Raw genomic sequence first — 19,156 nt, forward strand, 5'->3', positions numbered from 1 at the left:
TCAACGTCCACACAGCATGCCGGTGGGATCGCTGCCGTCATCGACCGGAGGCGTCACCGTCGGCGAGGCGTTGGCATATTGCGTCGCGCTGCAAAGCCCCGCCGCGGCGCTGCAGGTCTTGGCGAAGGTCCATGGCGGGTTGTTGGTCTTCTTGATGGTGGTCTTGCCGCCGCTCAGGGTGATGACGGCGGTATCGCCGGGACTGGTGAGCTGGACGCATTCGAAGCTGACGGTGCAGACCGACGCCTGGCCTTCCCTTAAGTTGACGACGGTCTGGCCGCGCTGCGACAGGATGTCGAGCGTGGTGCCGCGGACGCCGATGGTCGCAAGCGGCGTCGTGATCTTGTAGGCGGCTTTTTCCGAATTGCCGGTGACGAAGCGGAACGCGCCGGAGGTCAGGCGGATCGCGACGTCGCGATAATGGGTCTCGTCGTCGAACACGGTGCGGTCGAGCTTGAGCGACGCGCTCGGCCCGAGCGAAAGGTTGGTGCTGTCGGACATCACCAGCCGCGCGGCGCTATCGAGGCCGGTGCGCACGATTTCGTCGCGCAGCAATCCATCGCCGACATTGAGCTGGCTGGTTGCCGATCCGGCAACACGGAGAACCTGGTTCTTGACGACGGCGGCTTCGCCGACGCGCGTTTGTGCTGAAAGCGGACTTGCCGCCAGCACCGCGATTGCGCCAAGCACAAAAAGAAAAAAAGAGAAGTTACGCGATTTCATTTCAAAGCCGATCGATTATCCCGACATCGTACCGGATCGCGCGCGCAAGCGATGTGGCAGAATTATCACAAGCGGCGCCTTACTAGCCCGTCGGTTAGTGCCGTCGGATTCGAATCGCGTTCAATGCGATGGACATAAAAATCTGTACCGACCACACTCAATTTTGCCGTAATTTCATTCGGTTCGTGAAGACAGTGCCAGAATCACCAGCCTCTATTGCCAATCAGACGATTGCGCGCACCGCTATCATCGCGGGTACCCTGTTTTTTTTCGCGCATTTCGCGATGCTGATCGGCATCACCACGCCCGAAAAGTTCTACTTCGACGAAGTGCACTACGTGCCGGCGGCGCGGCAGATGCTGCTGCCCGTGATGCCGCAGCCGATGCTCAACCCGATGCATCCGCCGCTGGCCAAGCAATTCATCGCGCTGTCGATCCACACCTTCGGCGACGTGCCGCTGGGCTGGCGGTATCCGGCGGTACTGGCAGGCGCGCTCGCCATTGTCGCGGTGTATCTGTGCGGCCTCGCATTGTTCGCGGCGCAGGGGCCGGCCATCGCCGCGAGCCTGCTCGCCTTTTTCAATCAGATGCTGTTCGTGCAATCGCGGATCGCGATGCTGGATATTTTCGCGCTGACGTTCAGCCTGTTCGCCATCGCCGCGTTCATGCACGGCTTCCGGCAGCAGCGGCCGCATCTGTGGTTCGCGCTGACCGGGCTGTGTTGCGGTTTTGCGATCGGCTGCAAATGGAGCGGGCTGTTCGTGCTCGCGGTCTGCGTCGTCATCGTGGCGGTGATCCGCCTCCTGCAAGGCTGGCGTACGCAATTTGCCGACGGCAATGAAGATGACTGGTACCGGCCGGACCTGTGGCCCGGTTTCAAGGCCTGGCATTTCGCGGCCTGCTTCCTGCTGATCCCGGCGCTGGCCTATCTGTCGACCTTCGTCCCGCTCTACGGCCTGTCGGTCCCTGACATCATCGAAGCGCAACGGCGGATTTTCAGCGACAACACCACGACCGCGATCGCGGGCCACACCTATATGAGTTCGTGGCCGTCCTGGCCGTTCCTGGTGCGCCCGGTCTGGTATCTGTTCGACAAGGTCGGCGACGACAGGATTTCGGCCGTGGTGTTTCTCGGCAATCCCCTGATCCTGTGGCCGGCGCTGATCGCGCTATTGGTTTGCCTGCGCGACTGGATCGTGACGCGGCGGGCGGATGCGTTTCTGGTGCTGGCGTTCTATGTCGGCCCGTATCTCGCATGGGCGTTGCTGCCGCGAACGCTCGGCTTCATCTATTATTATCTGCCGGCCGCGACCACCGCGAGTTTCGTGCTGGTCTATGCGCTCCGTCGCGGCAACACGCCACGCTGGCTGCTATGGGCTTTTGTCGCGGTAGGGTTTGCGGGCTTCGTTGCAATGCTGCCGATCTCGGCCGGGTTCGTGGAAACATCGATGGCGACGTTCAACCGCCTGATGATTTTCCAGAACTGGATATAGGATGGCGTAGCTCTCTCAACGAGTCGTCCCGGCGAAGGCCGGGACCCATACTCCGCGGCGATAATTGTTACGGGGGATGGCTGACGTCTTGCCCTCTTCATGGGCCGCTGGTTATGGGTCCCGGCCTTCGCCGGGACGACGATGGATTTGGTCCGCATTCAAGCGCGCAAAATCCGCCTGCCGTTTCCGGCAGGCGGATCGAAGCGCGCGAACTTACTTCGACGCGGTCTTGGTATCCATGTTGACGACCTGAACGCGGCGGTTGACCGGGTCCATCGGCGCGTTCGGATCCTTCGGCTTGGTCTCGCCGTAGCCGACGGTCACGAGGTCGGAGGCGTTGAGGCCATATTGCTCGGTGAGAAACTTCTTGATCGTATCGGCGCGGCGCTCGGAGAGGTCCTGGTTATATCCGTCGCTGCCGACCGCATCGGTATGACCGGCAACCACGAAGGTCGACCCCTTCAGGCTGGCGTCCGAAAGCGCCTTGCCGAGTTCCTGCACCGCCGTCATCGAGCTCTTGCTGATGTCGGCGGAGTTGTAGTCGAAGCGGATTTCGAGATCGATCTTCGGCTTGGTCGCGGCGAGCTCGGCAATTTCCTGGCGCTCGCCGAGCGAGAGCGAGCGGGTTTTGCGATTGCGCAGCGTATCGACGAAGCTGGCTTCCTTGGCCTGCGCGGCGGTATTGGCCTGCGGGCCCATCGAAAGGCTGCGGGTTGCCGACGTCGGCTTCAGGGCGTTCAGGATCTTGTCTGCCGAGACGGTCTCACCGGCAAACGCCACGCCCGCCGTCATCGACAGCGCGGCGCCGATTGTCAGGATGGAAAATCCATTAAAGCGGGTCATTGTCGTCTTCCTCACTGTTACGCCTGCCATATTGGCTGGTTGGCGGTTTGATGCTGCGAAGATAAGACAGGTTCAAACCGGCCAACGTGATCTAGGTCACGTTCAAAGCGGCTGGCTTCCGTTGATTTGGGTCCACCCTGTTACTCTGTGTGATCTAGATCACTGTGTTCCCTGCGACTTCTGTAGAGGGCGCTTGCCAGCCGCCCGCGATCCAAAACGCAATTGTCTCGTGTTGCAGGTATCAGCGAACCCGCGCCGCTTCCCGGCTTCCTCTTTGCTGTTTGCTGGTCGCAATGCCGTCGCGTCAGCGCCGATCTGCGAACAACAAATCGGCATGATGGGCACCTAGCACCATTCTCCACGAGAAAATCCCAAAAGAAAATCCAAGAAAAGGTTTGGGCAAGCAAGAAGCAGGCGGGCGGGTGTTTCAGTCGGTAAAGCGTCAACGCGAGTATCAAAATTATCGTAACGTTCCACCGGAGCTCACGGGCTCGGCAAGTTCAATGCCGACCTTGATCGGCGCGGCGATGATCGCGGCGGCGATCCTGCTGTCGACGTTCATCAACGCGCTCGGCACCCGCTATACCGCCTTCGACGGTCCGACCGAAGAGAGCGCGTGGCTGGTCGATCGCCTGACCGGCAGCGTCTACAAATGCCGCGCCCCGGACCATGGCAAGGCGTCCTGCGAGGCGGATATCGCTACCGGCAGCGTTACTCAACGGCCGAAACGCTGATTTCGCTCCCAAATCCGGGACTCCTCCGATGAGCGAATCCGATTACATTGCCGGGCGATGCCCCGCGCGACAAAACCCCACCCCCTGACCAAGGCCGAGGCCCGGCGAATCTGGCTGCGTGCCCAGCAGCTCGATACGCCTGACCCGTTCGGCGAGGGGCCAGCAGCCACTGCCGCCGCGGTGGAGCATCTCGGCTATGTGCAGATCGACACCATCAACGTGATCGAACGCTGCCACCACCACATTCTCTTCAGCCGCATTCCCAACTATCGCCGCGCGGACCTGCGGCAGGCCCAGAGCGTCGACAAGAGCGTGTTCGAATACTGGACCCATGCGCTGGCCTATGTGCCGTCGAAGGATTTTCGCTTCTTCGTACCCGGCATGAAGCTACACAAGCGCGAGGGCCATAAATGGTTCGCGTCCGTCAGCCCGGCCGACACCCGCAAGGTGATGCGGCTGCTCAAGCGGGACGGCGCGCTGACCATCCGCGACATCGAGGACGACGTGCTGACCGAGAAGGAGCATCTGTGGGCGAGCCGCAAGCCGTCGAAGCGCGCGCTGCAGCTGGCGTTCTATACCGGCGCGGTCACCATTTCCGAACGCACCGGCATGCTGAAGACATATGAGCTGATGACGCGGCATTTCGGCTGGGACAAGCCGCCGAAGCCGGCATCGAACCTCGAGACGACCACCTATCTGCTCGACCGCGCCTTGCGCGCGCAGGGACTCGTCAGCCTCGATTCGATCTGCCATCTCGATGCGCCGAGCAAGGCCGCGGTCCGCCGCCTGATCGAGGCGCGCGTCCGCCGCAAGGAGATGGTGGCGGTCGCCATCGAAGGCGCGGGCAAGCAGGAGCATTGGGCGCGGGCCGAGACGTTGGAGCAAGGCGCAGGCGAGGATGATGGCGGCCTCGTGCACGTCCTCTCGCCGTTCGATCCCCTGATCATCCAGCGCAAGCGCACCGAATTGTTCTTCGAGTACGGCCATCGTTTCGAGGCCTATGTGCCGAAGGAAAAGCGCCTGTTCGGCTATTTCGCGCTGCCGGTGCTGGTCGGCGAAGACATCGTCGCCGCGATCGATCTGAAGACCGACCGCAAGGAAAAGAAATTGCTGATGCAGAAATGGAACTGGGTCGGCAAAGGCGCCGCGAAGGCTCCGCGCAAGGAGCTCAAGCGCCGCATCGAGGAAGAGCTGCATCGCTTCGAGCGGTTTCAACTGGCGGAGTGAGGGGACGAATGAGCAAAGCGCAACGCATCAGTCCCAACCAGACGTCACTCGCGATTTCGTCTCTTTCTTGGACAAGATTTGCTAATCGTTGGATCATCAGCGCAAAGGCCAACAAAGGCATCACTGGCTTCTTTTAGGTTTGAATTCGCTTCTTTTAATTTTCCATTTTCATCACTAACCTTCTTAAGATCCAATTGAGCGCTGCGCAGCAACGCTTCAAAATCCGTCACACTTTTCCGATCTGGACCCAGCAGGGCCTGCGTCCAGTATCCGGCCGCAAAACCTCCCCAAATCAACGTAAGCCAAAGCAGCAAAATCCTACCGAACGAATTGAGTCGTGAGGGTGAAAAACGCCGGTGGGCCACCTCATAGTCATCGTACGACGAGGATCGTTCAAGCGATGGTTCATCTTCTTCAGACTTTGGATAATTGAAGTCGGCGGGCCTTCTACCCCTAGGGTTTCGACTTGCCATCTTGAACCACCTTGATCTGATTTACGTCGATCTTTTCCGCATGGTCGATAACGAGCTTAAGTAAGCTTTTTCGTTCCTCATGCCCATCATCGTAACCAACAACGCCGAGGCCCGTTACTGCTGATCCAACTATTACACGGAGTCTGATGCCGTGAAGGTCGCCGAGTCGGTCAATGAGTGATTTGTATCCTAACCTTGCCTCCGCGATACGCTCGTCTGTAATGGGGTAAATAAGATCGATCTTGTTGATGAACAAGATGATTTGCCCTTGTGAACCGAGGAGATGGGCTAAATTCTGAATTGCAGGATCATTATAGATCTCCAATTGCTCGCGGATCCGGCGAGATTGAGCTTTATCATGCCGTTTAGCGGGATCCGTCTTTGATCCAGGGCCAACTAGATCGACGACGATCACTAGTGTTGATGACCTAACCAACTTTTGGCGTTCTTTCACCAATGCATTTTGCGCTCCCTGAACCCAATTTTGCCCGACGTAATCGTCGGAATAGATTCTAACCAATCGTCGAATCTTGTTTCCCTTTTGCTCGATGGAAACTTCGTGAACGAGCGTGTAGGTACACAGTTCGGCCGTTGCGACATCGGGCTTAGCCTCCGCCGCACCTGAAAGTGCATGTAGGAGGGTCGTTTTGCCGCTGCCGCCTTCTCCAATTAGTATCATGTTTGTAGCGTGCTGATCAAAATCGACTGGAAGATTAAAGAAGGGATCAAGGGCGCGGTTTTCTAATTTCACAACCTGTTCGGTTGATTGCCGTGCGATTGCTTGAGACTTTCTTGCGTTAATCCAAGCAACTAGGTTTGCTACCGCAAGGCCGAAGACTGCGAAAAGTATGAGCGCAGCATATTCTACGAACTTTTCCGCTGATCCTTTCGGTAAATAGTCGAAAATACTCCACTCCTTCAAAATCTCCTTGCATTTTACATCCGAGGCATCTTTTACGCTTCGGCAAGCGACCCCGGGCACTCCCTCTTGGCAGACGAGAGGCGTAGCTATCAGCTTCTCACACCAGCCCCGATCGATTTTGGTGATGTCCGGCAAAACGGGCTGCGCGACCGCTGGAGGCGCTGGTTGTTTGGGTTGAGCTCTGGAATAGTTTGCCGCCGATCCGCTGATCACGAGCGCAAGAATAATTGAAAGCAATGACTTCGACACGAGTAGCCTCCAAGGTAGCGCGAATGCCGATGGACTGAATGGTTCAGGTAATACGCCGCTGCGGATCGTTGACGTTCTCAAAATCGAAACCGAACTCTAGTTCAAGTTGTATTTAGGTTGACGGGTTCCCATTGGTTTGACAAGAGAAATTGCGGCCTAGGCGTCCAGCCTTCGATGTCCGCGACCACCCGGCGCTTGAAGTGCGGGGCAACGCCGTCTCTACGCGCGCCAGCCATAACGGGGGTTAGGTGGACTGCATGCTAGCGAGCGTTCGCTATTGTGCGCCGCGAACCGCAAGCCGATCATGACCTCCTTTTCCGACATCACTCGGGCAGTCGAAGGTGCTCATGCTGAGCCTAGCCTATTTCGGCTTCGTCGGTGCGCTCTACGGCATGCAGTTCTGGCTGCCGCAGATCGTGAAAGCATTCGGCCTCAGCAATGCGCAGACCGGTTTCGTCACCGCGATCCCGTTCCTGTTCGGGACCATCGCGATGATCCTGTGGGCTCGGCACTCCGACGCCACGCGCGAACGCGTCGCCCATGTCGGTGGGCCGCTGCTGCTCACCGCCGTCGCGCTCGGCGCCTCCAGCTACATCACCGATCCCGTCACGACGATGGTGCTGCTGACGATCGCCGCGATCGGCGTGTTCTGTACCTTCGCGGTGTTCTGGACGCTGCCGACGGCGTGGCTGTCGGGCACCGCCGCAGCCGGCGCGATCGCGCTGATCAATTCGATCGGCAATCTCGCGGGCTTTGGCGGGCCGTATCTGGTCGGCTGGGTCAAGGAGGCGACCGGCAGCACGTCGACGGGTTTGCTGGTGCTCTCTCTGTTGCCGTTGGCGGCGGGGCTGCTGGTGTTTCTGGCCGGGCACGACACCAAGACCGAGTTCGGGGCGAAGCAGGGGAAATAGCTTTACCCGTCGCCCCTGCGAACGCAGGGGCCCATACGCCGCGGCCTCGGTAAAGGGCAGGTGGCCAGTGACCCTTTTCGTCTCATCAGTATTCGTAGCTATGGACCCCTGCGTCCGCAGGGGCGACGGGAAAGTTGGACTCCTTTACACCCGTTAACTCACGAATTGGTGTTCACTGACGAATATTGACATTCGTCAGTGAACATTCAATAATCTTCATCAGCATGTAGCCGATGGAGAAACCGATGTTCGCCCGATCCATTTTTTCCAGCTATTACAAGCTCTTGACCGGAGCGGCGCTGGCGTTGGCGGTGTTTTCGCTGACCGGCTGCAATGAAAAGGCGGCCGAAAAGGCGGCTCCCGGGCGTCCGGTTCTGGTCGCCACCGTGCATTACGAGGCGGAAACGCCGGAACGCAGCTTTGTTGGCACCATCAGGCCCCGGATCGAGACCGACATGGGTTTCCGGGTCCCGGGCAAGGTCGCCAAGCGCCTCGTGGAAGTCGGCCAGACCGTTGATGTCGGCCAGCCGCTCGCCACCCTCGATGAAGTCGATCTGAAGCTGCAGGCCGAGCAGTCGGAAGCGGAATACCGCGCCGCGACCGGCGTGCTGGCGCAGGCTAGCGCATCCGAGCAGCGCGCCAAGGATCTCCGCGCCAAGGGCTGGACCACGGACGCGCAAATGGATCAGAGCCGCGCCGCCGCCGATGAGGCCCGCGCGCGCTTCTATCGTGCCGAACGTTCGGTCGAACTGACCAAGAACTCGCTCTCTTATGCGACACTGGTCGCCGATACCCGCGGCGTCGTCACCGCGACCCTGATCGACGCCGGCCAGGTGGTCGCCTCCGGCCAGACCGCGGTCCGTGTCGCGCGCTTTGCCGAAAAGGAAGCCGTGGTCGCGATCCCCGAGACTCTGGTGGGCCGCGCCAAGGATGGCGCCGCCTCCGTCACGCTGTGGTCGGACGCCAACAAGAAGTACGTCGCAAAACTGCGCGAGATCGCGCCGACGGCGGATCCCGCAACGCGCACCTATCTGGCAAAGTTCTCGCTGCCCGGCGCCGGCGACAGCGTTTCGCTCGGCATGACCGCAACGTTGACGCTGTCCGATCCCGCCACCGAGAACGTCGCGAAGCTGCCGCTGTCGGCGCTGTACAGCCAGGGCGGCAATCCCTCGCTCTACATCGTGGACGATGCCGGCGCCGTGACGCTGAAGCCGGTCGTCGTGAAATCCTACGAGAGCAATTCCGTCGTCATCACCGGCGGCGTGCCTGAAGGCGCCAAGGTTGTGGCGCTCGGCGTGCAGAAGCTCGATCCGGCCCAGAAGGTCCGGGTCGTCTCGTCGCTGTCGTTTTAGCCTCCGTCATTGCGAGCGGAGCGAAGCAATCCATAGCGCGGCATAACGGATGCATGGATTGCTTCGTCGCTACGCTCCTCGCAATGACGCCCGATAAAGACCGTTAGGAATTTGGAGAGTGACATGAAACGCTTCAATCTGTCGGGCTGGGCAGTAAGTCATCCGACGCTGATCCTGTTCCTGATGATCGCGCTGGGTGTGGCCGGCTACTTCTCCTACGAGCGGCTCGGCCGCGCCGAGGATCCGTTCTTCACCGTGAAGGTCGTCAACGTCTCCGCGATCTGGCCGGGCGCCACGGCGCAGGAGATGCAGACCCAGGTCGCCGATCCCATCGAGAAGAAGCTGCAGGAACTGCCTTACTTCGAGAAGGTGCAGACCTATTCCAAGCCCGCGTTCACCGCGATGCAGGTCACGTTCAAGGATTCGACGCCGCCGGCGCAAGTGCCGTATCTGTTCTATTTGCTCCGCAAGAAGCTGGTCGACGTGCAGGGCCAGTTGCCATCAGGCCTGCTCGGTCCCGTCGTCAACGACGAATTCAGCGACGTCGATTCCATCCTCTATATGATGACCGGCGAGGGCGCCGATTACGCGCAGCTGAAGAAGGCCGCCGAGGGCATGCGCCAGCGGCTGCTGAAGGTGAATGGCGTTACCAAGGTCAACCTCTACGGCACCCAGGACGAGCGCATCTTCGTCGAGTTCTCGCACGCCAAGCTGGCGACGCTTGGCATCACGCCGCAGGCGCTGTTCGATTCGCTGGCCAAGCAGAACAACGTCACGCCGGCCGGCACGGTGGAAACTTCCTCGCAGCGCGTGCCGCTGCGCGTCACCGGCGCGCTCGACGGCGCCAAGGCGGTTGCCGAGACGCCGGTCGAGAGCAACGGCCGGATCTTCCGCCTCGGCGATATCGCCACCGTCACCCACGGCTTCGTCGATCCGCCGACCTTCAAGGCGCGCCAGGAAGGCAAGCCCGCGCTCGGTATCGGCGTGGTCACCGCCAAGGGCGCCAACATCCTCGAGCTCGGCAAGGAAGTCGAGAACGCGACCAATGACTTCATGAAGGCGGTGCCGCAGGGCATCAATGTCGAGCAGATCGCCGACCAGCCCAAGGTGGTCGAGCGTGCCGTCGGCGAGTTCGTGCACTCCTTCGTCGAGGCGCTCGCGATCGTGCTGTTCGTCTCGTTCCTGGCGCTTGGCTGGCGAACCGGCATCGTGGTGGCGATGTCGGTGCCGCTGGTGCTGGCGATCGTCTTCATCGTCATGAACGCGATGTCGATCGATCTGCACCGTATTACATTGGGCGCGCTGATCATCGCGCTCGGCCTGCTCGTCGACGACGCCATCATCGCGGTTGAGATGATGGTGGTGAAGATGGAGCAGGGCTGGGACCGCGTCCGCGCGGCGTCCTTTGCCTGGGAATCTACTGCGTTTCCGATGCTCACGGGGACGCTGGTCACGGCCGCTGGCTTCCTCCCCATCGGCTTTGCCAATTCCGCGGTCGGCGAATATGCCGGCGGCATTTTCTGGATCGTGGCGATTTCGCTGGTGGCGTCCTGGTTCGTCGCGGTGATCTTCACGCCCTATATCGGCGTCAAGCTGCTGCCGAACATCAAGGTCCACCACAACCACGATCCGCACGCGGTCTATGAGACCCGCGTCTACCGCATCCTGCGCAGCATGGTGCAGTGGTGCGTCGACCACCGCATCAAGGTGGTGGTGGCAACGGTCGGCGTGTTCGCGCTCTCGATCGTCGGCTTCGGCAACGTCCAGCAGCAGTTCTTCCCGCTGTCGGAACGCCCCGAGCTGTTCCTGCAGCTGCGCCTGCCCGAAGGCACCGCCTTCAACGTCACCGAGAAGTCGGTCAAGAAGGCCGAGGCGCTGCTCAAGGACGACAAGGACATCGCGACCTACACCTCCTATGTCGGCCAGGGTTCGCCGCGGTTCTGGCTCGGCCTCAACCCGCAGCTGCCGAACGAGGCCTTCGCCGAGATCGTGATCGTCTCCAAGGACGTCGACGCCCGCGAGCGTATCAAGGCGCGGCTGGAGAAGGCGGTCGCCGGCGGCGACCTTTCCGAGGCGCGCGTGCGCATCGACCGCTTCAATTTCGGCCCGCCGGTCGGCTTCCCGGTCCAGTTCCGCGTGATCGGCCCCGATCCCAACAAGGTCCGCGACATCGCCTATCAGGTGCGTGACGTGATGCGGCAGAATCCCAATGCGCTGGAGCCGCAGCTCGACTGGAACGAGCAGTCGCCCTACCTCAAGCTCGTGGTCGATCAGGACCGTGCCCGTGCGCTGGGTCTGACCCCGCAGGACGTCTCGCAGGCGCTCAGCATGCTGATCTCGGGCGCGCCGGTGACGACCATCCGCGACGGCATCGAGAAGGTCGGCGTGGTCGCCCGCGCGGTGCCCTCCGAGCGGCTCGATCTCGGCCATGTCGGCGACCTCACGGTCACCTCACGCAATGGTGTCGCCGTGCCGCTGCAGCAAATTGCAAAAATCGAATACGCCCATGAGGAGCCGATCCTGTGGCGGCGTAACCGCGACATGGCGATCACCGTGCGTACCGACGTCGCCGACGGCGTGCAGGCGCCCGACGTCACCAACCAGATCTGGCCGAAACTGCAGCAGATCCGCGACAGCCTCGAGCCGGCCTACCGGATCGAGCCGGGCGGCGCGTTCGAGGAATCCGCCAAGGGCAACGCCTCGATCGCCGTGCTGTTTCCGCTGATGGCGCTTGTCATGCTGACGCTGCTGATGATCCAGCTGCAGAGCTTCTCGCGCCTGATCCTGGTGTTCTTGACGGCGCCGCTCGGCATCGTCGGCGCCTCGCTCGGCCTCAATATCGCGGGCCAGCCGTTCGGCTTCGTGGCGCTGCTCGGGCTGATCGCGCTGGCCGGCATGATCATGCGTAACGCGGTCATTCTGGTCGACCAGATCGAGACCGACGTTTCCCATGGCATGACGCGCAAGGAAGCCATCGTCGAAGCCACCGTGCGGCGGGCCCGGCCGGTGATCCTGACGGCGCTGGCCGCCATCCTGGCCATGATCCCGCTGTCGCGTTCGGCCTTCTGGGGCCCGATGGCGATCACCATCATGGGCGGTTTGTTCGTTGCAACCTTCCTGACCTTGCTGTACCTGCCGGGCCTCTACGCGCTTTGGTTCCGCAAGGGCCTGGAAGAAAGCGGCCAAACCAAGCAGCCCGATCTTGCGCCGCAGCATGCCGCCAAGGATATGAGCACGTCTCCGCTCGCATTTCCGCTTGCCGACGCGGCGGAATAATTGAACATTGGTTCTGACATGACGCTGATTGCTGAAAATGTGGAAACCGACACGCGGGAACGTATTCTCGTGGTGGCGGAGCGTCTGTTCCGGCAGCTCGGCTACCAGAAGACGACGGTCGCCGACATCGCCAAAGAACTGCGCATGAGCCCGGCCAACGTCTATCGCTTCTTCGATTCGAAGAAGTCGATCCACGAAGGCGTGGCGCGCACCCTGATGGGCGAGGTCGAGACCGAGGCGCGGCGGATCGTGGCGAGACCCGGTCCGGCCAAGCAGCGGCTGCGTGAGCTGCTCACGACCGTCAATCGCATGAACTCGGAGCGCTATGTCGGCGATAACAAGCTGCATGAGATGGTCGCGATTGCGATGGAGGAGGACTGGGACGTCTGCGTCGCCCATATCGAGTGCGTCACCGGCATGATCGGCGAGGTGATCGGGCAGGGCGTGGCGTCCGGCGAGTTCGAGGCCCCCGACCTGCCGCTGGCCGCGCTCTGTACCTGCACCGGCATGATCCGCTTCTTCCACCCGCAGATGATCGCGCAGGCCGTCAACAAGCCTACCGCCACGATCGACCAGATGATCGATTTCCTGTTCCGCGCGCTGGAGCCGCGGCAGGCGAAATAGCCGGATTTCCGACGTAGGGTGGGCAAAGGCGCATGCGCCGTGCCCACCATTCCTACTTCAATTAGGTTGGTGGGCGCGCTACGCTTTGCCGACCCTGCGATTGAAGGAACAACCCTAATGGATGCCAAGAGCCCCAAAGACCTGCATTTTTACGAACCCGCCAAGGGCCACGGCCTCAAGCACGACCCCTTCAACGCCATCATCGCGCCGCGCCCGATCGGGTGGATTTCGTCGCGCGATACCAAGGGTAACGTCAATCTGGCGCCCTACAGCTTCTTCAACGCGTTCTGCTACAAGCCTGCGATCATCGGCTTCTCCTCCACCAACTGGAAGGACAGCGCCGCCAACATCCAGGAGACGAAGGAGTTCGTCTGGAATCTCGCCACCATGGACCTGGCGCAGCAGATGAACGCCACCGCGGCCCACGTCGCCCGCGACGTCAGCGAGTTCAATATCGCCGGCCTCACGGCGGTACCCGGCAAGCTCGTCAATGTGCCGCGCGTTGCCGAAAGCCCGGTGTCGTTCGAGTGCAGGCTGACGCAGATCATCCAGCTGCAGGGCGCCAATGGCGACAAGGCGCAGGCCTGGCTGACGCTCGGCGAAGTCGTCGCCGTCCACATCGACAAGGCCATGATCAAGGACGGCGTCTACCAGACCGCGCTGGCCCGCCCGATCGTCCGCGCCGGCCGCAGCGGCGATTATTTCGAGATCAAGCCGGAAAACATGTTCGAGATGATCCGCCCGGATTGATCGTCTCGCCCCGCGCTCGCGGGGTCCGCTAATCGTTCCTGCAATTGAACCAACATCGGGTCCAGCCACACCCAAACCGTGTAGCGCGGATGCAACGACTGCCGTGACCCGGCCGATTGCGGCCTGGTCATCGAAGCAGCGCTTGATGACGGGTGTCGAATGCAGTTTTTCCTTTGTGAGATCGTCGCTCGCCTTGTCGCGATTTATTTTTGCTTCGATTGCAGCCGCAGATTATGGAATGGCCTCGTCGAAAGAAAAATCGAGCTCGAGGGCGAGGATATTCTCGACTACGAGACCTGGATTTTCCAGAAAGACGAAGCGCCGGTCCGTTACTGGCTATCGATGGGCATGAATTTGATCACGCTGGCTGCGTGCGTCGTTGTTGCGATATTCGGCTGGTGGCTCCCAAACAGCTGAGCATCCGCTGTCGGCACTTTTCGGAGTTTGCCGCCGGGCCGAAGATGTCCGCTCACGCCGATCGGCCTGAATGACAATGGCTGGTCGTGAACCAGCTTGGCACTGGACGCGACTAATTTTCCGGTCGGCCACGCGGGCCAGTTGCCAGCAATGATTTCTCCCTTGATCCAGCCAGATTGGCTTTAGAGATGAACATGAACAAGCGGGCTTTGTTCTCCATCACAGCCATGCTCGTGGTTGCGCTTCCGTTGGCGTATGGCGCTGCGACGCAGGCGCCGTCAAACGATCCGGTGCACCAAGAGCAGGATGGTGACGAACCGTCAAAGGACGACCGCGAGGCCGCTGCTATCCTTCAGTTCGCCGCTGACCAGGGAGACGCCGGCGCGCAGGTCGATCTCGGGATCGTCTATGCGCAAGGGCGCGGCCTGCCGAACGATGACCGCGAGGCCGCGCGCCTCTTCAAGCTCGCTGCGGACCAGGGAAATCCCGTGGCGCAATACAATCTCGGCGTCTTCTACGACGAGGGACGTGGCGGATTGCAACAAGACGACCGCGAGGCCGCCCGCCTCTTCAAGCTGGCTGCCGATCAGGGATTCGCCAGCGCTCAGGTCAGTCTCGGGCACTTCTACAGCGAGGGTGCCGGCGGACTGCCGAACGATCGCCGCGAGGCCGCTCGCCTCTACAGGCTCGCTGCGGACCAGGGCGACGCCACGGCGCAATACAATCTCGGGCTCTATTACGACCAGGGCCGTGGTGGATTGCAAAAGGACGACCGCGAGGCCGTCCGCTTCTACAAGCTCGCCGCCGACCAGGGATACGCCAGCGCTCAGGTCAATCTCGCCTCCTTCTACGACGAGGGCCTTGGCGGACTGCAAAAGAATGTGCGCGAGGCCGCTCGTCTCTTCGAACTTGCTGCGGACCAGGGAGACGCGACAGCGCAATACAACCTCGGGCTCTTCTACAGCTTGGGTCATGGCGGACTGCCAAAGGACGAGCGCGAGGCCGCGCGCCTCTACAAGCTCGCCGCTGACCAGGGCGACGCCAGCGCGCAGCTCAGTCTCGGGAATTTCTACGACGATGGCCTGGGCGGTTTGCAGAAGAATGAGCGCGAGGCCGCTCGCCTCTTCAAGTTGGCTGCGGAGCAGGGAAATCCTGCCGCGCAATTCAACCTCGGGCTCTTCTACAGGCAGGGTCGTGGCGGACTGCAACAGGACGACCGCGAGGCCGCCCGTCTCTACAGGCTCGCCGCCGAACAGGGAAGCGCCAGCGCTCAGGTCAGTCTCGGGCACTTCTACGCCGAGGGTATTGGCGGCCTGCAAAAAGACGACAGCGAGGCCGCTCGCCTCTTCAAGCTGGCCGCGGAGCAGGGGAACCCGACAGCGCAACAAAACCTCGGGCTGTTCTACGAACAGGGGCGCGGCGGCCTGGAAAAGAATGAGCAGGAAGCGGCTCGTCTCTACAAGGTCGCAGCCGAGCAGCGGAGCCTGCTTGAGAAAATGTCACGTCTGGTGATGCAGAGCGCGCGGTTGGCGATTGAGATAGCCTCGCGCTTTCCGTGATCGAGGCTCGGCGCCGGCCTATTTGGCTTTAAGCACTCTGAGAGCCGCAATAGCTTCAGCGGAAGGTTCTCGTGCGTGAGGCTCACGAGACATCCAGAACCGATATTTGCGCGGCTCGCGGCGTTTGAGGATCGGCCAGGTAAATGCCATCGCCCGCGTGATACTGCCATCAATATCAACGAGCCAGATCCGACCGAGGCTCAACGGTATCGGTGTTTCCTCTATTCGCTTCCATTTGCTGGGACTGGGTTCGACGGCCCGTCGAAATCTCTTGAACAGCATTGGCTATCCCTCGTTTCCCCGCACCCATACTAATAGCCAAAACCCGGCCGTCCAGCGGGCGCTTACACGCGCCGCCTGTGCGATGGTCCGGCTCCCGCGTACCCTTGCTGGGGCTTCCGGACCGGTCGGCTCCTGCGAGCTTTTCTAGCTTGACGCAAAGCGCTCTCGCCAGCGGCGCAGTGGCAGGCTTCTGCGAGCTCGTTCAGGAAATGGCGACCGCAGCCTGGAATTGTTCGGCAAAGACGGCGTATTGCGATTGCGAAGGAGTTCGCCGAGCCCGATGCTGAAGTGCGGGCCTGTCCTGTTCACGCTGCTCCTCGAATAGCTGCGGTCTGGCGCCGGTTGATCAACCTTGCTGATGGGTGGTGCGGCGACGATGGGCGTGCCCTTGTCGGCCAGTCTGGCCTTGTATTCAAAGAAGATCTCGCCCGCGACACCTCCGGCCACCAACGCGACGCATATCAACGAAGCGAAGGTCTCTACGCCATGAAACCAAATTATGCAGCTCACAACCTCAAGAAAAAGTCCGGCAAGCAGCACATAACCGGCTATGCGCGCGCGACGCAAATTATGGTCGGCATCTCCGAAGTCTCTACAATGGTTGTCGGAGCGTGTTGTCATAGCTGATAATCCCCGTTCGCCGTCGGCCGGTCCCATCCGTCCCTGTTCGTGATCTACACCTGGTCTGCACGGAGCCACTGTGATGAACGTCACTCGCACGCGCCGGCGCGGTAGTTGATGGCGAGCCCCAAGCTTCGGGTCGCCTCAATCCGCCTTACGAGCCTCGTGGCTCATTCGATCACACGGTCGGCGCGGGCGGTCACGGACGCTGGTATCGTGATGTTGAGTACGCGCGCGGTGCGCAAATTGAGCCATACTTCATAAACGGTAGGCTCTTCCACGGGGATATTGGCCGGTTTCTCGCCTTTCATGATCTTGTCTGCGAGCCGCGCCCCCTGCCGGGCTATTGCGACAAGCTCCGGTCCGAGGCTCACCAATCCTCCCAATGCAACGGTCTCCCTGAATCCGTGAACGGACGGCAATCCATGCTCCAAAGCGAGCTCCGAAATCCGCTTGCCGTTGACGAAAGTAAGAGCTCCCGAAATCACCAACACGCCTTTGACGTTGTTTCGCATCATTTCTGAGAATGCAGCGTCCAGCTCGTCGGCCGACGTAAAATCCACGGCTACCAATGTGACACCGAGCGCTGGCAGCCACGGCTCCAGCGAAGCCATGGCGTATGCTGAATTTGGATCATTTCCCGCTTTGAGAACGCCCACTCTGTCAAGATTGGGCACGATCTCCTTCAGGAGTTCAATTCGCTTTGCCCATGTCTCGGTCGCCGACTCATAGGTCACCCCGGTCATGTTTCCTCCAGGGTGCGAAAGGCTCTGAACGGCGCCTATGCGCACCGGATCGCCCACACCAAGAAAAATTGTCGGCAGAGCGGGAGGAACAACTTTCTTGGCGGCGATGAGACCGATCGTGCTCCAAACAACCAAAAGGTCGAGATTGGCAACCAAAGGAACAAGAAGCTCCGCGAATTTTTCGATGCGGGGTTCAGTGAAGTGTACGGTCAGATCAACATTGCGCCCTTGCTGGTAGCCGAACTCGGCCAATTTTTGTGAAAAGGCGTCGGACAAATATTGACCCCTGTCACGCGGCTCCGGCCCGACAGTCCCCACGCGCCATACCCGCCCAGCGGGTTGGGCGCGCGCGTTGTCCAGCATCGCAAGAGCCGCGCCCGAAAAACCGAAAACAAAATCGCGCCGTCGCATTTTATCCTCCCAAATGAGGATTGCGAAATCGCAACGCAGTGGCGGGCGCACGCCAACACGCGAACGGCAGCGGCATTCGCCGCCTGCCACCGACCTAATAGAATTCTTCGGCCGCCATCGGCACCAGTGAACCAACGGGGCTTCGGCGCGCCCTGGCTGGCATCTCGCGGCAAGCTACACCAAGTTCGTGCGAATCCGAAGCGGGAAGAGGGACCGGTTGTGGCGCTTCTCAGCCGGTCAGCGAATTGAGCCGACCTGCGGGCTACGGCGCTTGTCCGAAGATACTCCGCTAACCGGACATCGGCGGGGAGATCAGATTTGACGCGAATGACCCACAGCCGAATTTGTTGGACTTCAATCTGCCTACTTCCAGATGGCCGGTCGGAGTGGCTACAATGCCGGTCGTTGGCCGAGGAAAAATCGATGAGGCGGCGCGAGTTCATCGCTGCAATTGGGAGCGCGGCCGCGTGGTCGCTTCCTGCTCTGGGACAACAGGCGGCTTCGCGGACGCTGGGCGTCCTTGACGTTGGATCGCTCGAGGGGGCACGGAGAAATTTTGGTTCGGTCCAGGACCGCTTGGCCGAAATGGGCTATGTCGAGGGCCGAAATCTCGCGCTTGAATACCGTTGCGCCGATAGTCACGAGGACCGACTAGGTGAGTTGGCCCGTGATCTGGTTCGGCATCGCGTAAATGCCATCGCTGTTTTTGCAGGGCCTTCAATCATCGCCGCCAAGGCTGCCACCACGTCAATTCCGATCATTTTTCTGACCGGTTTTGACCCTGTGGCAAGCGGTTTCGTCGTAAGCCTGAACAGACCGGGCGGCAACGCGACGGGGGTTTCAGTTCTCAATGTAGAGGTAATGGCCAAACGGCTGCAGTTGCTTTGTGAACTGGTGCCGACGGCGAAGTCCATTGGGTTCTTCTATAATCCAACAAGCCTCGTATCAGGGTACGAGGACACTCTGAGGAGATTGGAACTGGCGGCTGATACCTTGGGAGTGAAGCTGCTCCGTGTCGAGACAGCAGGCCCTGATGATTTCAAGGAGGCTTTCGCAAGGATGGCTGGCGTGCGGCCGGATGCGTTGTTGATTTCGGCCGACGCATTGATGCTTCGAAACCGCGAAAGCCTTGCTGGTCTGACAGCTCAACACCGCATACCGGCACTCTATCCAATTCGTGAATTCGCTGCTGATGGCGGATTGGTAAGTTACGGACCGAACTACGCCGAGGCCCGCCGACAGGTGGGCGACTATCTTGGCCGGGTTCTGAACGGCGAAAAGCCGGAAAACCTGCCGGTCCAGCAAGTCACAAAATTCGAACTCGTCATCAACATGAAGACAGCAAAGGCGCTGGCCCTTGGTGTACCAACTTCGCTGCTTGGCCGCGCCGACGAAGTGATTGAGTGAGCTTGTTGGAGTGCATAAGTCCGTTGTTGGCACTTGTCGGCCATGGCGCGATCCGCCCGGCATGTCCGAGCGGCCCCGGTGGGCGGACATCGACGGGCACGCCAGCATCGACGCGAATGACGAAACTCAGACATTT

At 60.7% G+C, this 19,156-nt stretch carries 16 protein-coding genes and 1 pseudogene; 11 read left to right on the forward strand and 6 right to left on the reverse strand.

What is annotated here, in order from left to right; genetic code table 11:
* Positions 1–723: a FecR family protein gene (locus tag JQ629_RS08245; RefSeq protein WP_212412236.1), complete on the reverse strand. Its 723-nt coding sequence runs from the start codon at positions 721–723 to the stop codon at positions 1–3.
* A 284-nt stretch (positions 724–1,007) separates the two neighbouring features.
* Here JQ629_RS08245 and JQ629_RS08250 point away from each other — a divergent pair, with 284 nt between their 5' ends.
* Positions 1,008–2,216: a phospholipid carrier-dependent glycosyltransferase gene (locus JQ629_RS08250; protein WP_502752651.1), complete on the forward strand. Its 1,209-nt coding sequence runs from the start codon at positions 1,008–1,010 to the stop codon at positions 2,214–2,216.
* Between the two features lie 213 nt (positions 2,217–2,429).
* On the opposite strand, the gene JQ629_RS08255 is transcribed toward JQ629_RS08250, so the two are convergent.
* Entirely contained in the window at positions 2,430–3,059 is a 630-nt protein-coding gene (locus JQ629_RS08255; RefSeq protein WP_212412238.1) for an OmpA family protein, read from the reverse strand.
* A gap of 503 nt (positions 3,060–3,562) precedes the next feature.
* On the opposite strand from JQ629_RS08255, the gene JQ629_RS08260 reads away from it, so the two are divergent.
* Together JQ629_RS08260 and JQ629_RS08265 are read left to right on the forward strand one after the other, a co-directional pair.
* Entirely contained in the window at positions 3,563–3,793 is a 231-nt protein-coding gene (locus tag JQ629_RS08260) for a hypothetical protein (protein WP_212262649.1), read from the forward strand.
* A gap of 57 nt (positions 3,794–3,850) precedes the next feature.
* Positions 3,851–5,020 (forward strand): winged helix-turn-helix domain-containing protein, encoded by a 1,170-nt coding sequence (locus JQ629_RS08265; RefSeq protein WP_212412239.1) that lies wholly within the window; start codon positions 3,851–3,853, stop codon positions 5,018–5,020.
* A 44-nt stretch (positions 5,021–5,064) separates the two neighbouring features.
* Here the strand turns inward: JQ629_RS08265 and JQ629_RS08270 are convergent, their stop codons facing one another.
* Positions 5,065–5,493, reverse strand: coding sequence for a hypothetical protein (locus tag JQ629_RS08270; protein WP_212412240.1), 429 nt, complete (start codon positions 5,491–5,493; stop codon positions 5,065–5,067).
* The gene (locus JQ629_RS08275; protein WP_212412241.1) at positions 5,474–6,664 is read right to left on the reverse strand and encodes a GTPase domain-containing protein; all 1,191 of its coding nucleotides are present in this window, start codon (positions 6,662–6,664) and stop codon (positions 5,474–5,476) included. Before JQ629_RS08275 ends, JQ629_RS08270 begins: the two co-directional genes overlap by 20 nt.
* A gap of 338 nt (positions 6,665–7,002) precedes the next feature.
* On the opposite strand from JQ629_RS08275, the pseudogene JQ629_RS08280 reads away from it, so the two are divergent.
* From JQ629_RS08280 to JQ629_RS08310, 7 genes and pseudogenes are all read left to right on the forward strand, one after another.
* Positions 7,003–7,575 (forward strand): annotated as a pseudogene (locus JQ629_RS08280) (MFS transporter); the annotation flags it as partial.
* Between the two features lie 245 nt (positions 7,576–7,820).
* Positions 7,821–8,927: an efflux RND transporter periplasmic adaptor subunit gene (locus JQ629_RS08285; protein WP_211997729.1), complete on the forward strand. Its 1,107-nt coding sequence runs from the start codon at positions 7,821–7,823 to the stop codon at positions 8,925–8,927.
* Between the two features lie 123 nt (positions 8,928–9,050).
* A complete protein-coding gene (locus tag JQ629_RS08290) occupies positions 9,051–12,203 on the forward strand; it encodes an efflux RND transporter permease subunit (RefSeq protein ID WP_212412242.1) in 3,153 nt (1,050 codons plus the stop codon).
* 18 nt (positions 12,204–12,221) lie between these two features.
* Complete coding sequence (locus tag JQ629_RS08295) at positions 12,222–12,827, forward strand: TetR/AcrR family transcriptional regulator (RefSeq protein WP_212262966.1); 606 nt, start codon at positions 12,222–12,224, stop codon at positions 12,825–12,827.
* Positions 12,828–12,944: 117 nt separating this feature from the next.
* Positions 12,945–13,577 carry a flavin reductase family protein gene (locus tag JQ629_RS08300; RefSeq protein WP_212412243.1) on the forward strand — a complete coding sequence of 211 codons (633 nt, stop codon included), beginning with the start codon at positions 12,945–12,947 and terminating at the stop codon, positions 13,575–13,577.
* 159 nt (positions 13,578–13,736) lie between these two features.
* Positions 13,737–13,994 (forward strand): hypothetical protein, encoded by a 258-nt coding sequence (locus JQ629_RS08305; protein WP_212412244.1) that lies wholly within the window; start codon positions 13,737–13,739, stop codon positions 13,992–13,994.
* A gap of 194 nt (positions 13,995–14,188) precedes the next feature.
* A complete protein-coding gene (locus JQ629_RS08310; RefSeq protein WP_212412245.1) occupies positions 14,189–15,553 on the forward strand; it encodes a tetratricopeptide repeat protein in 1,365 nt (454 codons plus the stop codon).
* Between the two features lie 426 nt (positions 15,554–15,979).
* Here JQ629_RS08310 and JQ629_RS08315 read toward each other — a convergent pair whose 3' ends face one another.
* Positions 15,980–16,456, reverse strand: a complete 477-nt coding sequence (locus JQ629_RS08315) for a hypothetical protein (RefSeq protein ID WP_212412246.1) — start codon at positions 16,454–16,456, stop codon at positions 15,980–15,982.
* 170 nt (positions 16,457–16,626) lie between these two features.
* Complete coding sequence (locus JQ629_RS08320; RefSeq protein WP_212412247.1) at positions 16,627–17,613, reverse strand: ABC transporter substrate-binding protein; 987 nt, start codon at positions 17,611–17,613, stop codon at positions 16,627–16,629.
* Between the two features lie 423 nt (positions 17,614–18,036).
* Between JQ629_RS08320 and JQ629_RS08325 the strand changes: the two genes are divergently transcribed.
* Positions 18,037–19,020: an ABC transporter substrate-binding protein gene (locus JQ629_RS08325; protein WP_212412248.1), complete on the forward strand. Its 984-nt coding sequence runs from the start codon at positions 18,037–18,039 to the stop codon at positions 19,018–19,020.
* Positions 19,021–19,156 lie beyond the last annotated feature (136 nt).

The sequence above is a fragment of the Bradyrhizobium sp. AUGA SZCCT0222 genome (genome assembly GCF_018130205.1).
In the GTDB taxonomy this organism is placed as follows: domain Bacteria; phylum Pseudomonadota; class Alphaproteobacteria; order Rhizobiales; family Xanthobacteraceae; genus Bradyrhizobium.

Excerpts from the sequence above, each read along its gene's own strand:
- JQ629_RS08260 (WP_212262649.1), top strand. The coding sequence starts at position 3,563 with ATGCCGACCTTGATCGGCGCGGCGATGATCGCGGCGGCGATCCTGCTG.
- JQ629_RS08270 (WP_212412240.1), bottom strand. The coding sequence starts at position 5,493 with ATGGCAAGTCGAAACCCTAGGGGTAGAAGGCCCGCCGACTTCAATTAT.
- JQ629_RS08325 (WP_212412248.1), top strand. The coding sequence starts at position 18,037 with ATGAGGCGGCGCGAGTTCATCGCTGCAATTGGGAGCGCGGCCGCGTGG.
- JQ629_RS08255 (WP_212412238.1), bottom strand. The coding sequence starts at position 3,059 with ATGACCCGCTTTAATGGATTTTCCATCCTGACAATCGGCGCCGCGCTG.
- JQ629_RS08250 (WP_502752651.1), top strand. The coding sequence starts at position 1,008 with ATGCTGATCGGCATCACCACGCCCGAAAAGTTCTACTTCGACGAAGTG.
- JQ629_RS08285 (WP_211997729.1), top strand. The coding sequence starts at position 7,821 with ATGTTCGCCCGATCCATTTTTTCCAGCTATTACAAGCTCTTGACCGGA.
- JQ629_RS08245 (WP_212412236.1), bottom strand. The coding sequence starts at position 723 with ATGAAATCGCGTAACTTCTCTTTTTTTCTTTTTGTGCTTGGCGCAATC.
- JQ629_RS08295 (WP_212262966.1), top strand. The coding sequence starts at position 12,222 with ATGACGCTGATTGCTGAAAATGTGGAAACCGACACGCGGGAACGTATT.
- JQ629_RS08290 (WP_212412242.1), top strand. The coding sequence starts at position 9,051 with ATGAAACGCTTCAATCTGTCGGGCTGGGCAGTAAGTCATCCGACGCTG.
- JQ629_RS08320 (WP_212412247.1), bottom strand. The coding sequence starts at position 17,613 with ATGCGACGGCGCGATTTTGTTTTCGGTTTTTCGGGCGCGGCTCTTGCG.
- JQ629_RS08310 (WP_212412245.1), top strand. The coding sequence starts at position 14,189 with ATGAACAAGCGGGCTTTGTTCTCCATCACAGCCATGCTCGTGGTTGCG.
- JQ629_RS08300 (WP_212412243.1), top strand. The coding sequence starts at position 12,945 with ATGGATGCCAAGAGCCCCAAAGACCTGCATTTTTACGAACCCGCCAAG.
- JQ629_RS08265 (WP_212412239.1), top strand. The coding sequence starts at position 3,851 with ATGCCCCGCGCGACAAAACCCCACCCCCTGACCAAGGCCGAGGCCCGG.
- JQ629_RS08305 (WP_212412244.1), top strand. The coding sequence starts at position 13,737 with ATGCAGTTTTTCCTTTGTGAGATCGTCGCTCGCCTTGTCGCGATTTAT.
- JQ629_RS08315 (WP_212412246.1), bottom strand. The coding sequence starts at position 16,456 with ATGACAACACGCTCCGACAACCATTGTAGAGACTTCGGAGATGCCGAC.